The following is a 12,435-nucleotide window of genomic DNA, read 5'->3' on the forward strand; positions in this document are numbered from 1 at the left end:
CTCCGACGCTAGGGACGCGGACCGTACGTCCGGAAGGTTTCGGGGCCTTACGGATCCGTGACGCCGAGGAACGTGTGCAGGTGCCGCGCCCATTCCTTAGGGTGCTCGAACTGGGCCATGTGCCCGGCCTGGTCGACGATCGCGAGCGTGCTCCCGGGAACGGCCGCGTGCAGCCTGCGCGCGTGTTCGACGGGGAAGCCCAGGTCCTGCTCGCCGTGCAGGATGAGGACCGGCCGGCCGAAGTCGCGCAGCACCTGCTCGGCGTCGGGCGGTCCGAACGGCGGCAGCAGGCCGGCGGCGAGCGCCTTGCCCCACTCGCCGGACCAGTGCACGGTGTCGAGTAGCCGTTGGTACGCCGGCATCAGGTCGAGGTTCCAGATCGACGTCGGTGCGGCGTCGCGCGCCGCGCGTTCGTACGTCTCGTCGCCGGCGAACGCGTCGTCGTCCTGCTGCATCGCCAGCCTGCGTTGGTACTCCGGCCACGCGTCCCGCGTCTCGGTGGAGTACGTCGGGAAGCCGATCGTCGACGCCAGCACGAGCCGGCGGACGAGCTCCGGGTGGCGCTCGACCAAGAGCTGCGCGATCCTGCCCCCGGTGGAGAAGCCGACGAGATCCACCTGCGGCACGTCGAGGTGCGCGATCAGCCCGCGAACATCCTTCACGACCGGGTCCGGGTGGTACGCCGTCAGCGGCAGGTCGCGGGTGCTGCGACCGCAACCGCGCCAGTCGAACGCCACCACGTGGTGATCGCGAGCGAGCGGTTCCAGGCCGGGCAGCAGGTACGCGTGATCCCAGTCCGGCCCGCCGTGGATGACGACGACGGGCGGGTCGGGGTTGTCGCGACCGAGCTGCCGAACGAACAACCGCACCTCACCGAGGTCGACGTACTCGCTCATGACCACAACTCGAAAGGCTCGTCGATCTCCTTGCCCGCAAGGAAGTCCGGCAGCAGTTCCGGCAGCCGCCCGGGATAGAAGCGCTCGCTGCTCACGAGCACCTCCGCGAGTGGCATCCACCGGAAGCCGGTGTAGTCGTCGGCCTCGTGCTCCTCGCGCTGCGACTCGTCGATGTCTGGCGCGACCGCCGTCAACCGCACCTTGACGATGACCTCGCTCTGCAGTCGGCGCTCGGTCCGGTAGATGAACGACGACACCCGCCGCCACGACGGCGGCCCGACCTCGTCCGGCGTGATGACCAGGCCGGTCTCCTCGCGCAGCTCGCGTACGGCCGCCTCGAGGTACGTCTCACCCTTGTCGAGGCCACCGCCCGGCAGCTCCCACCACTGGCCGAGCTCGGGATAGTTCGGGTCGTGGGTGTGGAACACCAGCAGCTGGTCGGCGGCGTCGAGCAGCACCAGACGGACGGCGGTGCGTTCGACAACGGGGAAGTCGTTCGGCAGCCTCACAACTCCCCAGTGTGTCAGTCGGCGTTCGGGTCGACCCACCAGCGGGCCTTGTAGATCTGCGCTCCGTGCAGCAGCAACGAGCCGTCGGACTCGAACAGCGACACCGTGTCCGTACACCACGTGCAGATGTTCCCGACCTGGACGAGCGACGCGAGGACCTGGCCGGAGGCGCGTTCGTCGCCGACGCTCTTCACGCCGGTCTGGATGACGCCGGCGGCGGGGAAGTCCTGCAGGAACGTGTTGCTGGCGTAGGAGTACTGGTACACCTGCGAACCCGTCGTGATCCAGAGCCGGTCGTCGTCGCTCGAGACCGGTTGCAGGTCGTGCCCCCACGGGGTCGGCAGCGCGACGCGGCGGACCTCGGTCAGCCGCGGCTGTCCCGGGCGGCCGGTCATGCGCAGCGCGACGAGGTCGTGCCCGCCGAGGGCCCAGAGCAGGTCGCGCTTCTCGTCCCAGTACACGCCGTGCGCGTCGGGCAGGTCGAACTGGACGTACGTCGTCGACCGCGGATCCTGCGAGGCGGTGTAGACGCGCAGCCAGCCGCCGGTGCTCGCGACGACCGCGACGTTGCCGTTCGGCAGCAGCTCGATGCTGTGCGGGTTCGCCGGGCGGCCGACGTCGGCGGCCCAGTACGAGCCGGTGCCCTGCGGGTAGGGGACGACGGCGGCGAGGCCGTAGGAGTCGGTGGTGAGCAGGTAGGCCTGGTCGCCGCGGTGCCGGAGCTTGGCCTCGTCGGGGAGGCCCCAGTTGTCGACGAGGTCGGCGAACCCGTTCGCCGCGGTCGGCCGCCAACGCCACGCGACCTGGGCCTTGCTCCAGGCGGCGTCGTCGGAGGCGAGGACGAGGATTTGGTCGGAGGCCTGCTCGGTGATCGCGATCGCGGCCTCGCTGTCGCCTGCTGTGGTTTGCCCCACGGCCGAACCCGCGGCGACGAGCGACGTGGCCACGGCCGCGGCGAGAACAGTGGCGAGCATCTTGATGCGCATGGGCCTGGAGTATCCAGGCGCCGCGTGAACGGTCGGCGGCTCCCAGGCGACGCCGTCCGGTCCTGGCCCGCCTCGTCAGAGCGCCCAGACGTGGCCACCGGCCTCAGCCACCACGCTCGGCGGTGTCGGCTTCCGGGGGCCGAGGACGACCCGTCCGGCCGAAGGCCGCCTTCTGGTCGCCGCAGGGTCACCCGATGCCGCCGAGCACCGCGACCCGAAGCCGCCAGGTCGCTCTGCGACCGCCCGCGTCGCGAGGGTCGCCATGGGGACTAGGGAGCTTTGCGGAGCCACTCCTCGACGCCGAGGACGTGCACGGTGGCCAGCGCGCGGGCCGTCTCGGGCTGGCGGGCGCGCATGGCGTCGAGGATCGCGACGTGCTCGGCGACCGTACGTTCGACCGCGCCCTCCTGGGTGAGGCCGCGCCAGATGCGGGCCCGTACGGTCGGCGCGCACAGGCTGTCGAGCAGCGACTTCAGCACCGAGTTGCCGGACGCGGCGGCGATCCGGCTGTGGAACTCCAGGTCGTTCGCGACGAGTTCCTCCACGGTCGAGCCCGGGTGGATCTTGTCGAGGTGCTTCTGCAGCGCGTCGAGGTCCTCGATGTCGATCCGGATCGCCGCCTGCGCGGTGACCGCGGGCTCGAGCATGCGGCGGACCTCGAAGATCTCCAACAGGGTGTCGTCGTGGTGCAGGTCGACCAGGAAGCTCAGTGCCTCGAGCAGCAGGCTCGGCGCGAGGCTGGTGACGTACGTACCGTCGCCCTGCCGTACGTCGAGGATGCGCAACGCGCTCAGGGCGCGGACGGCCTCGCGCAGGGAGCTGCGGGAGAGCTCGAGGTTCGACGCGAGGTCGGCCTCCTTCGGCAACCGGTCACCGGGCCGCAGGCGACCGGAGACGATCATCTCCTTGATCTTCTCGATCGCCTCGTCCGTGACTGCCATGGGCACATTGTGCCCACCGCGCCGTCGCTACGGTGGGACGATGCGCCGCGTCGACCATCCGCGCTTCCGCGCCGCGCTGGAGGCGGTGGAGTCGAGCATCGCCGCGAGCTGGGCCGCGTTCTGTGCCGAACACGACGCCTCCGGCCCCGACCTGGCGGAGATCGTCCTGCAGAACCCGGCCGAGTTCGAGTGGCGCGTCGTCGACGCCGCGCTGGACCAGCTGACCTGCGCGGAGTGCGGCATCGCCCGCGGTGCCGGGCCGGTGGAGTGCACGGCGTGCGAGTTCGCGAACGGGCTGCGCTACGGCGCGATCGAGATCGACCGTCCGAACGTTCCGCCCGGCAACGAGCACGCGATCCGGGTGTCCTCAGCGGTGGCCCGCACGCGGCACCGCTACCTCCCGCGGGTCCGCGCCGGGTACGAGATCGCGCTGCCCGACCTGCTCGACGGCAAGCTGCCGACCACGGCACAGGCCCAAGCGGGCAAGGCGATTCTCAACAGGCTCAGCGACGACGAGCTCGAGGCCATGACCGAGCTTCCCTAACCGAGACCCACAGCTGCAGTGGCCTCGCGGAGCAGGGCGATGTGCTCGTCGACGGTCTTGCGGCCGCCGGGCATCGTGTTCACCGAGATGTGCGTCGCGGACGCCTTCCGCCAGCCGTCCGCCTCCGCCGCGACCGCGTCGAGCTGGCCGGCGCGTACGGAGATTCGGCCCTCCATGCCGATCTGCGCGGGATCGCGCCCATGTCGCGAGGCAGCGGCATGGACTCGGGCGATCAGGTCGTCCAGCTTCGCGCCGGGCGCGACCTGCGGGAACCAGCCGTCGCCGACCCGGCCCACCCGGTCGAACGCCGCCTCGGCACGCTCCGCGCCCAGCCAGATCGGAATCGGCCGCTGGACCGGCATCGGCGCGAGGCCGGCGGCCTGGACGTTGTGCCGGCTGCCCTCCGAGGTGACGACCGGCTCGGTCCAGAGCCGCTTCATCAGGTCGATCTGCTCGTCGAGCACGCGTCCGCGCCGGTGGAAGTCCTCGCCGAGCGCCTCGTACTCGACCTTGTTCCAGCCGATGCCCACGCCGAGCCGCAGCTTCCCGCCGGACAGGATGTCGACCTCGGCCGCCTGCTTGGCCGCGAGCGCCGCCTGGCGCTGCGGCAGCACGATCACGCCGGTGACGAGCTCCAGCGGCGAGAACGCGGCCAGCCAGCCGAACAGCACGAACGGCTCGTGGAACGTGTCGTGCAGGTCGTACGCGCCCTTCCACCCCTCGCGAGCGGCCGGATCGGCGCCCAGAACGTGGTCGTAGACCATCAGGTGCTGGTAGCCCAGGTCGGCCGCTGCCTCGGCGTACGCACGGATCCCACCCGGGTCCGCGCCGATCTGGGTCTGGGGGAAAACCACTCCGATCCGCATGCGTCCTTCGTAGCACGCGAGCGGCGAGGGAACCCGTTTCCGATCCTGGTCCGGCCACCTGTACCCTTGGTGATCGCCCGCCCCAATAGCTCAGTCGGCAGAGCGTCTCCATGGTAAGGAGAAGGTCTACGGTTCGATTCCGTATTGGGGCTCTGCGCCGGGTCTTCCCGGTTTGGCGGCGGTGTAGCTCAGGCGGTAGAGCAAGCGGCTCATAATCGCTGTGTCGCCGGTTCGAGTCCGGCCACCGCTACCACTCGCTTGTCTCGATGGGGCACCATCGAGACAAGCACCCGCAGCACCACCCGACCGACAACCGACCAAGAGGCATCCCGTGGCCGCCAAGAGCGCTGACGTCCGCCCCAAGATCACTATGGCTTGCACCGAGTGCAAGGAGCGGAACTACATCACCAAGAAGAACCGGCGTAACGACCCCGACAGGCTCGAGCTGAAGAAGTTCTGCCCGCGCTGCCGGACGCACACGCCACACCGCGAGACGCGCTAGTCGCGGTCGACTCGCCGAAGAAGCCCTCCGGCACCTCGCTGAGTAGTGACTCACGGTGGCGGTGGCGAAACTGAGCGAGTCGGGCCGCGACTAATGGGACTAGTCGCTTTCGGTGACAGCTGAGGGCCCGCCCCACCTACGGGGCTGGGCCCCTTTCTGCGTTAGAGAGATTGAAGGGGTACGTTCGCCGCCATGCCGCTCGCTGACGACCTGGTTGGTCGTACGTACACCTCGCCGGCGCCGTACGAGGTGAGCCGCGCGAAGATCGCCGAGTTCGCCGCGGCGGTCGGCGACCCGAACCCCGCGTACACCCATCCGGACAACGCGAAGGTCGTCGCGCCGCCCACGTTCCCGATCGTGATCGTGATGGACCTGCTCAGCGCGATGCTCGCCGATCTAGGCGTCCCGCTGCACAAGATCATGCACGCCGACCAGAAGTTCGCCTACGCCCGTCCTATCCGCCCCGGCGACCGGCTCAGCGCCACGCTGGCGATCGAGACGATCCGTTCCATGGGCGGCACCGACCTGGTCATCACCAGGACGACCGTCGCCACCGAGGACGGCGAGCAGGTCTGCACCACCAGCGCCACCGTCGTGCACAAGGGAGAACCAGCGTGACCGCCGTCGAGGTCGGTACCGAGCTGCCGAGCCAGACCGTCCGCATCGACCGCGCGACGCTGGTCCGCTACGCGGGTGCCTCCGGGGACTTCAACCCGATCCACTGGAGCGACCGCGTCGCCCGCGAGGTCGGCCTTGAGGGAGTGATCGCGCACGGCATGCTCACGATGGGCGCCGCCGCCCGCCTCGTCACCGAGTGGGCCGGCGACCCCGAACGCGTCGAGGAGTACTCCACGCGCTTCACCAACCCGATCGCCGTTCCCGACTCCGACGAGCCGGTCGAGCTCGTCGTCACCGGCAAGGTCGCCGCGGTGCTCGACGACGGACGGGTCCGCGTCGACCTGATCGCGACGGTCGGCGAGACCAAGGTTCTCGGCATGGCCCGCGCGGTCGTACGGGTCGCCTGATGTACGACGTGCCGCTCTCGACGCTCACCACCCTGCGGCTCGGCGGGCCGGCCAAGGAGCTCCTGGAGATCTCCGACACCGACGAGCTCTGCTCGACCGTCGAGCGCCTCGACGCCGCGGGCGAGGCCGTCCTGATCCTCGGCGGCGGCAGCAACCTCGTCGTCGGCGACGCCGGCTTCCCCGGCACGGTCGTCCGCGTCGCGACGCGCGGGATCGCCGTCGAGGACGACTCGTCCTGCGCCGGCGTGACCGTCCGCGTCGCGGCGGGGGAGAACTGGGACGCGTTCGTCCGGCACGCGATCGAACAGAGCTGGGTCGGCGTCGAGGCGCTGTCCGGCATCCCCGGCCTGGTCGGTGCCGCGCCGATCCAGAACGTCGGCGCGTACGGCCAGGAGGTCGAGAACACGCTCGCGCAGGTCCGCGTCTGGGACCGCGTCGACGGGCAGGTCCGGACGTTCGCCAACGCGGACTGCGGCTTCGGCTACCGGACCAGCCGGTTCAAGCGGGAGCCGGAACGGTACGTCGTGCTCGAGGTGGTCTTCCAGTTCCGCGTCGGCGATCTGGGCGCGCCCGTGCGGTACGCCGAGCTCGCGCGCACGCTGGGCACCGAGCTGGATCGCCGGGTGCCGTTGGTCAGCATGCGCGAGGCCGTCCTCGGCCTGCGCCGCGGCAAGGGGATGGTGCTCGACCCGGACGACCACGACACGTGGAGCGCGGGCTCGTTCTTCACCAACCCGATCCTCGACGCCGCGCACGCCGCCAACCTGCCCGGCGACGCGCCGCAGTGGCCCGCCGGCGAGGGGCTGGTGAAGACCAGCGCGGCGTGGCTGATCGAGCAGGCCGGGTACGTGAAGGGGTACGGCAGCGGGTCCGTACGGCTGTCGAGCAAGCACACACTCGCCCTGACCAACCGCGGCGGCGCGTCCACCGAGGAGCTGCTCACCCTCGCCCGCGAGGTCCGCGACGGCGTGCACTCGGCGTTCGGGATCGACCTCGTGCCGGAACCCGTCCTGGTCTCCGCGGACCTCTAGGACCTGTTGCGTAAGTCGGCGGTGCTGGCGGATAGGCGCCGATGCCGCTTTACCTGGCGAGTGGGTGCTTGACGTGGGGTGCGTCCCACGTAGAGCGGCAAATGATCATGTAAACATGATCATTTGCCGTCAACTGCTGCTGAGCCAGTCCTCGACGCCCTTGAGTAGGCGCTCCTTGACGTCGGACGGAGCGCACGAGGCGCGGATCGACATGCGGGCCAGCTCGGCCAGTTCCTCGTCGGTGAAGCCGTGCCAGCGGGCGATGCGGTACTGGCCGGTGAGGCGTACGCCGAACAGCAGCGGGTCGTCGGCGCCGAGGGCGATCTGCACGCCGGCCTCGAACAGCTTCCGCAACGGGACGGCCGCCGGGTCGGGGTAGACGCCGAGCGAGACGTTGCTCGCCGGGCAGACCTCGAGCGGCACGCCCTGGGTGGCGATCCGGTCGAGCAGCGCCGGGTCCTCGACGGACCGTACGCCGTGCCCGACGCGGGTCGCGTGCAGCCAGTCCAGGCACGCGGTGACACTCTCCGGACCCATCAGCTCGCCGCCGTGCGGGACGCTCGCGAGGCCGGCGCGCTCGGCGATCGCGAACGCGCGGGCGAACGTGTACGGCTCGCCCCGGCGCTCGTCGTTCGACAGGCCGAACCCGACGACGCCCCGGTCGGCGTACTGGGCCGCGAGCCGGGCCAGCGTGCGGGCGTCGAGCGGGTGCCGGATCCGGTTCGCGGCGATGATCACCGCGACGCCGACACCGGTGCGGTCGGAGGCATCCCGGACCGCGTCGAGGACGAGGTCGGTGAACGCCGTGATGCCGCCGAACCGCGTGCCGTACCCGGACGGATCGACCTGGATCTCCAACCAGCCCGAGCCTTCCGCGGCCTCGTCCTGGACGGTCTCCAGAACGAGGCGGCGGACGTCCTCCTCGGTCTTGAGGACCGAGCGGGCGGTGTCGTACAGGCGCTGGAAGCGGAACCAGCCCTTCTCGTCGGTCGCGAGCAGCTGCGGCGGCCACGACTCCCGCAAGGAGTCGGGCAGCCGGATGCCGTGCTGGTCGGCGAGCTCGACGAGCGTCCCGTGCCGCATCGACCCGGTGAAGTGCAGGTGCAGGTGCGCTTTCGGGAGCGGGTCGAGCGGACGGTCGGCTGTCACGTTCTGGGCTCTAGTCCTGCGCCTCGGCGAGGAGCTTCTGGATCCGCGTGACGCCCTCGACGATGTCGTCGTCGCCGAGCGCGTACGAGAAGCGCAGGTAGCCCGGCGTACCGAACGCCTCACCCGGCACCGCGGCGACCTCGACCTCTTCGAGGATCAGCGTGGCGAGCTCGGAGGAGGTCTGCGGCCGCTTGCCGCGGATCAGCTTGCCGAGCGCGCCCTTGACCGACGGGTACGCGTAGAACGCGCCCTTCGGCAGCGGGCAGACGAAGCCCGGCACCTCCGACAGCAGCCGGACGATCAGCTGGCGGCGGCGGTCGAACGCCTCGCGCATCGCCGCGGCCGCCGACAGGTCACCGGAGACCGCGGTGATCGCGGCCCGCTGGGCGACGTTGCTGACGTTGCCGCACAGGTGCGACTGGTAGTTGGCCGCGGCCTTGATCACGTCGGTCGGCCCGACCAACCAGCCCACGCGCCAGCCGGTCATCGCGTAGGTCTTGGCAAGGCCGTTGACGACCAGGCAGTGGTCGGCGAGCTCGGGCACGACCACCGCGATCGAGGCGGACTCGACGCCGTCGTACGTCAGGTGCTCGTAGATCTCGTCCGAGACGACCCAGACGCCGTGCTCGACGGCCCACTCGCCGATCGCCTTCAGCTGGTCGGCGGAGTAGACGGCGCCGGTCGGGTTGCTCGGGGAGCAGAGCAGCAGCGCCTTCGTGCGCTCGGTGCGGGCGGCCTCGAGCTGCTCGACGGTCGCGAGGTACTCCTGGCTCTCGTCGGTCTCGACCGGGACGGGGACACCGCCGGCGAGCGTGATCGACTCGGGGTAGGTGGTCCAGTACGGCGCGGGCAGCAGCACCTCGTCGCCCGGGTCGAGCAGGACGGCGAACGCGACGTACGTGGCCTGCTTGCCGCCGTTCGTCACGAGCACCTGGTTGGCGGCGACCTCGTACCCGCTGTCCCGCTTGGTCTTCGCGGCGATCGCCTCGCGCAACTCGGGGAGGCCCGCGGCGGGGGTGTAGCGGTGGTTGCGCGGGTCGGCGCACGCCTCGGCGGCGGCCTGGACGATGTAGTCGGGCGTGGGGAAGTCGGGCTCGCCCGCGCCGAAGCCGATGACCGGCCGGCCCGCCGCCTTGAGCGCCTTCGCCTTGCCATCGACCGCGAGTGTGGCGGACTCGGCGATGTTGCCGATCCGCGTGGAGATGCGGGCTCGTTCGGCGGCGGTTTGGCTCTGGGCGTCGGTGCCTGGTGAAATGGTCATGAGGACATGGTTCCAAACGTGGCCAAGCGATGAACAGACAGGCCGGTTCGCGTAGGGCGCGTCTGGTCCCGTACACTCTTCACTCTGGTGGTCCTGCACCGTTAGTTGGTGTGCCTGGACTGCCGTAGGGCAGTGGCTCAATTGGTAGAGCAGCGGTCTCCAAAACCGCAGGTTGGGGGTTCGAGTCCCTCCTGCCCTGCCGGCTCCGGCTCGCCCGAGTGGGAGCCAAGCCTGATCGACGACCACGGTGAGGATGAACAGTGACGGAGACGCGCGGGTCTACGGCGACCCCGGAGCGTGCCCGCCCGGAGAAGTCGGGTGACGGCGGCGGTCCCATCGCTCGTGTCGGCCTGTTCTACCGCCAGGTGGTTGCCGAGCTGCGCAAGGTCATTTGGCCGACCCGCCAGCAGCTCATCACCTACTGGACGGTCGTGCTGGTGTTCGTGCTCGCGATCATCGGGATCGTGTCGCTCCTCGACCTGGGGATCGGCTGGCTGATGCTGAAGGTCTTCGGCTGACGGTTCTTGTCGACGTCGCGGGCGGGCAACGAACAAACTGCTGACCGCCCAGCGAGCAGCGAAGGCTACGCGAGAGAGAAAACGGAGAGTCACAAGTGTCCGACTGGGACGACCAGATCCGCGACCCGGAGGGTCAGGACGAGCAGAAGTCTGCCGTCGCGACCGACCTGGCCGAGGGTGCGACCGACGCCTCCGACGCCACGGATGTTCCTGAAGCTTCCGACGCCGAGACGACCTCGGAAGAGCTGGACGCCGCTGCTGCTGATGCCCCCGTCGCCTCCGACGACGCTGCCGCCTCCGATGACGCTGAGGACTCCGACGAGGCGGCGGACTCCGACGAGGCCGCGGACATCGACGCGCCCGCCGGGGACCCGCTCGAGGAGTTCCGCGAGGCACTGCGTTCCAAGCCCGGCGACTGGTACGTCATTCACACGTACTCCGGCATGGAGAACCGCGTCAAGGCCAACCTGGAGAACCGCATCCAGAGCCTCAACATGGAGGACTACATCTACGAGGTAGTCGTTCCGCAAGAGGAGGTCGCGGAGATCAAGAACGGCCAGCGCCGGATGGTGCGGCGGACCGTTCTGCCCGGGTACGTCCTCGTACGCCTGGACCTCACCGACGAGTCGTGGGCAGCCGTTCGGCACACCCCGTCGGTGACCGGCTTCGTCGGGCACGCGCACCAGCCGGTGCCGTTGAGCCTCGAAGAGGTCGAGAAGATGCTCGCGCCGGCGATCGAAGAGGCCGCGCAGGAGCAGGCCGGCGGCGAAACGAAGAAGAAGAAGGCCGAGGTCGTCGACTTCGCGACGGGCGACTCGGTCATGGTGGTCGACGGCCCGTTCGCGACGTTGCACGCCACGATCACCGAGCTCAACCCCGAGTCGCAGCGCGTGAAGGCGCTCGTGGAGATCTTCGGCCGGGAGACCCCGGTCGAGCTCTCGTTCACTCAGATCCAGAAGGTCTGAGCAACCACACGGTTCACATCACCAGAGGACGCACACGTCATGCCCCCCAAGAAGAAGATCGCTTCAGTCCTGAAGCTGCAGCTCCAGGCTGGCCAGGCGACGCCCGCCCCGCCCGTGGGTACGGTGCTCGGCCCGACCGGCATCAACATCATGGAGTTCACCAAGTCGTACAACTCGCAGACCGAGTCGCTGCGCGGGAACGTGATCCCGGTCGAGATCACGATCTACGAGGACCGCTCGTTCTCGTTCGTCACCAAGACGCCGCCCGCGGTCGAGCTGATCAAGAAGGCCGCCGGCCTGGACAAGGGCTCGCCGACGCCGCACACCGTCAAGGTGGCCTCGGTGACGCGTGCCCAGGTCCGCGAGATCGCCGAGACCAAGATGCCCGACCTGAACGCCAACGACATCGACGCGGCGATGAAGATCGTCGAGGGCACCGCCCGGTCGATGGGTGTCACGGTCAAGTAGTTCGTTCCCCAGTGGGAGGGCCGCGCTGGCCCGTACCACGATCTCTTTGTCTTTGAGGAGACAGCAATGAAGCGCAGCAAGTCCTACCGAGCCGCCGCCGAGAAGGTGGATCCGTCCGTCCTCTACGGTCCCCGCGAGGCCGTGGCTCTGGCCAAGCAGAACACGTCGACGAAGTTCGACCAGACGGTCGACGTCGCGATGCGGCTCGGGGTCGACCCCCGCAAGGCCGACCAGATGGTCCGCGGCACCGTGAACCTGCCGCACGGCACCGGCAAGACCGCCCGCGTCCTGGTCTTCGCGACCGGCGACCGCGCGTCTGAGGCCGAGGCCGCCGGGGCCGACTTCGTGGGCTCGGACGACCTGATCGAGCGCATCAACGGCGGCTGGCTCGACTTCGACGCCGTCGTCGCGACCCCCGACCTGATGGGCAAGGTCGGCCGCCTCGGCCGCGTCCTCGGCCCGCGAGGCCTGATGCCGAACCCGAAGACCGGCACCGTGACCACCGACGTGGCGAAGGCCGTGTCGGAGATCAAGGGCGGCAAGATCGAGTTCCGCGTCGACCGCCACGCCAACCTGCACTTCATCATCGGCAAGTCCTCGTTCTCCGAGCAGCAGCTGGCCGAGAACTACGCGGCCGCCGTGGACGAGATCATGCGTCTGAAGCCCTCGTCGGCCAAGGGCCGGTACCTGCGGAAGATCACGGTCTCCACGACCATGGGCCCGGGCATCCTGGTCGACCCGAACAAGCTGAAGCTCGAAGAGACCCCCGCCTGA

General features: G+C 69.8%; 16 protein-coding genes and 3 tRNA genes. 12 read left to right on the forward strand and 7 right to left on the reverse strand.

All coding sequences use genetic code 11. The annotated features are described in order from the left end of the window. Positions 1-47: 47 nt before the first annotated feature. From JOD67_RS12190 to JOD67_RS12205, 4 genes are all read right to left on the reverse strand, one after another. Positions 48-896, reverse strand: a complete 849-nt coding sequence (locus tag JOD67_RS12190) for an alpha/beta fold hydrolase (RefSeq protein ID WP_205117553.1) — start codon at positions 894-896, stop codon at positions 48-50. Next, a complete protein-coding gene (locus JOD67_RS12195; RefSeq protein ID WP_205117554.1) occupies positions 893-1,405 on the reverse strand; it encodes an NUDIX hydrolase in 513 nt (170 codons plus the stop codon). The genes JOD67_RS12190 and JOD67_RS12195 overlap by 4 nt, the downstream gene beginning before the upstream one ends. 14 nt (positions 1,406-1,419) lie before the next feature. Then, positions 1,420-2,391: a DUF6528 family protein gene (locus tag JOD67_RS12200; protein WP_205117555.1), complete on the reverse strand. Its 972-nt coding sequence runs from the start codon at positions 2,389-2,391 to the stop codon at positions 1,420-1,422. A 269-nt stretch (positions 2,392-2,660) separates the two neighbouring features. After that, positions 2,661-3,332, reverse strand: coding sequence for a FadR/GntR family transcriptional regulator (locus JOD67_RS12205; RefSeq protein ID WP_205117556.1), 672 nt, complete (start codon positions 3,330-3,332; stop codon positions 2,661-2,663). A 40-nt stretch (positions 3,333-3,372) separates the two neighbouring features. Here JOD67_RS12205 and JOD67_RS12210 point away from each other — a divergent pair, with 40 nt between their 5' ends. After that, the gene (locus JOD67_RS12210) at positions 3,373-3,876 is read left to right on the forward strand and encodes a hypothetical protein (RefSeq protein WP_205117557.1); all 504 of its coding nucleotides are present in this window, start codon (positions 3,373-3,375) and stop codon (positions 3,874-3,876) included. On the opposite strand, the gene JOD67_RS12215 is transcribed toward JOD67_RS12210, so the two are convergent. Beyond that, positions 3,873-4,742, reverse strand: coding sequence for an LLM class F420-dependent oxidoreductase (locus JOD67_RS12215; RefSeq protein ID WP_205117558.1), 870 nt, complete (start codon positions 4,740-4,742; stop codon positions 3,873-3,875). The genes JOD67_RS12210 and JOD67_RS12215 overlap by 4 nt on opposite strands. Before the next feature lie 79 nt (positions 4,743-4,821). Here JOD67_RS12215 and JOD67_RS12220 point away from each other — a divergent pair. From JOD67_RS12220 to JOD67_RS12245, 6 genes are all read left to right on the forward strand, one after another. Then, positions 4,822-4,894 (forward strand) — tRNA-Thr (locus JOD67_RS12220). 25 nt (positions 4,895-4,919) lie between these two features. Continuing rightward, positions 4,920-4,995: transfer RNA gene (locus JOD67_RS12225), tRNA-Met, on the forward strand. A 78-nt stretch (positions 4,996-5,073) separates the two neighbouring features. Further along, entirely contained in the window at positions 5,074-5,244 is a 171-nt protein-coding gene (gene rpmG / locus JOD67_RS12230) for a 50S ribosomal protein L33 (RefSeq protein WP_205117559.1), read from the forward strand. 192 nt (positions 5,245-5,436) lie between these two features. Beyond that, the gene (locus JOD67_RS12235) at positions 5,437-5,862 is read left to right on the forward strand and encodes an FAS1-like dehydratase domain-containing protein (RefSeq protein WP_205117560.1); all 426 of its coding nucleotides are present in this window, start codon (positions 5,437-5,439) and stop codon (positions 5,860-5,862) included. Continuing rightward, a complete protein-coding gene (locus JOD67_RS12240) occupies positions 5,859-6,269 on the forward strand; it encodes a MaoC family dehydratase (RefSeq protein WP_205117561.1) in 411 nt (136 codons plus the stop codon). Before JOD67_RS12235 ends, JOD67_RS12240 begins: the two co-directional genes overlap by 4 nt. After that, on the forward strand, positions 6,269-7,300 hold the full coding sequence (locus JOD67_RS12245) for a UDP-N-acetylmuramate dehydrogenase (RefSeq protein WP_205117562.1): 1,032 nt from the start codon (positions 6,269-6,271) through the stop codon (positions 7,298-7,300). Before JOD67_RS12240 ends, JOD67_RS12245 begins: the two co-directional genes overlap by 1 nt. A 129-nt stretch (positions 7,301-7,429) precedes the next feature. Here the strand turns inward: JOD67_RS12245 and JOD67_RS12250 are convergent, their stop codons facing one another. Both JOD67_RS12250 and JOD67_RS12255 read right to left on the reverse strand, forming a co-directional pair. Then, a complete protein-coding gene (locus tag JOD67_RS12250) occupies positions 7,430-8,449 on the reverse strand; it encodes an adenosine deaminase (RefSeq protein ID WP_205117563.1) in 1,020 nt (339 codons plus the stop codon). Positions 8,450-8,459: 10 nt separating this feature from the next. Then, a complete protein-coding gene (locus JOD67_RS12255; RefSeq protein ID WP_205117564.1) occupies positions 8,460-9,710 on the reverse strand; it encodes a pyridoxal phosphate-dependent aminotransferase in 1,251 nt (416 codons plus the stop codon). 126 nt (positions 9,711-9,836) lie between these two features. On the opposite strand from JOD67_RS12255, the gene JOD67_RS12260 reads away from it, so the two are divergent. From JOD67_RS12260 to rplA, 5 genes are all read left to right on the forward strand, one after another. Beyond that, positions 9,837-9,909: transfer RNA gene (locus JOD67_RS12260), tRNA-Trp, on the forward strand. Positions 9,910-9,970: 61 nt separating this feature from the next. Further along, positions 9,971-10,228 carry a preprotein translocase subunit SecE gene (gene secE / locus JOD67_RS12265; RefSeq protein WP_205117565.1) on the forward strand — a complete coding sequence of 86 codons (258 nt, stop codon included), beginning with the start codon at positions 9,971-9,973 and terminating at the stop codon, positions 10,226-10,228. A gap of 95 nt (positions 10,229-10,323) precedes the next feature. Continuing rightward, entirely contained in the window at positions 10,324-11,193 is an 870-nt protein-coding gene (nusG, locus tag JOD67_RS12270; protein ID WP_307782373.1) for a transcription termination/antitermination protein NusG, read from the forward strand. A 39-nt stretch (positions 11,194-11,232) separates the two neighbouring features. Next, on the forward strand, positions 11,233-11,661 hold the full coding sequence (gene rplK, locus JOD67_RS12275; protein WP_205117566.1) for a 50S ribosomal protein L11: 429 nt from the start codon (positions 11,233-11,235) through the stop codon (positions 11,659-11,661). 66 nt (positions 11,662-11,727) lie between these two features. Further along, complete coding sequence (gene rplA, locus JOD67_RS12280) at positions 11,728-12,435, forward strand: 50S ribosomal protein L1 (RefSeq protein WP_205117567.1); 708 nt, start codon at positions 11,728-11,730, stop codon at positions 12,433-12,435.

The sequence above is a fragment of the Tenggerimyces flavus genome (assembly GCF_016907715.1).
Taxonomy (GTDB): domain Bacteria; phylum Actinomycetota; class Actinomycetes; order Propionibacteriales; family Actinopolymorphaceae; genus Tenggerimyces; species Tenggerimyces flavus.

Bases quoted from the DNA above. Each gene is read 5' to 3' on its own strand.
- JOD67_RS12190 (WP_205117553.1), bottom strand. From the start codon at position 896: ATGAGCGAGTACGTCGACCTCGGTGAGGTGCGGTTGTTCGTTCGGCAG.
- JOD67_RS12200 (WP_205117555.1), bottom strand. From the start codon at position 2,391: ATGCGCATCAAGATGCTCGCCACTGTTCTCGCCGCGGCCGTGGCCACG.
- JOD67_RS12205 (WP_205117556.1), bottom strand. From the start codon at position 3,332: ATGGCAGTCACGGACGAGGCGATCGAGAAGATCAAGGAGATGATCGTC.
- JOD67_RS12210 (WP_205117557.1), top strand. From the start codon at position 3,373: ATGCGCCGCGTCGACCATCCGCGCTTCCGCGCCGCGCTGGAGGCGGTG.
- JOD67_RS12215 (WP_205117558.1), bottom strand. From the start codon at position 4,742: ATGCGGATCGGAGTGGTTTTCCCCCAGACCCAGATCGGCGCGGACCCG.
- JOD67_RS12235 (WP_205117560.1), top strand. From the start codon at position 5,437: ATGCCGCTCGCTGACGACCTGGTTGGTCGTACGTACACCTCGCCGGCG.
- JOD67_RS12245 (WP_205117562.1), top strand. From the start codon at position 6,269: ATGTACGACGTGCCGCTCTCGACGCTCACCACCCTGCGGCTCGGCGGG.
- JOD67_RS12255 (WP_205117564.1), bottom strand. From the start codon at position 9,710: ATGACCATTTCACCAGGCACCGACGCCCAGAGCCAAACCGCCGCCGAA.
- rplK (WP_205117566.1), top strand. From the start codon at position 11,233: ATGCCCCCCAAGAAGAAGATCGCTTCAGTCCTGAAGCTGCAGCTCCAG.
- rplA (WP_205117567.1), top strand. From the start codon at position 11,728: ATGAAGCGCAGCAAGTCCTACCGAGCCGCCGCCGAGAAGGTGGATCCG.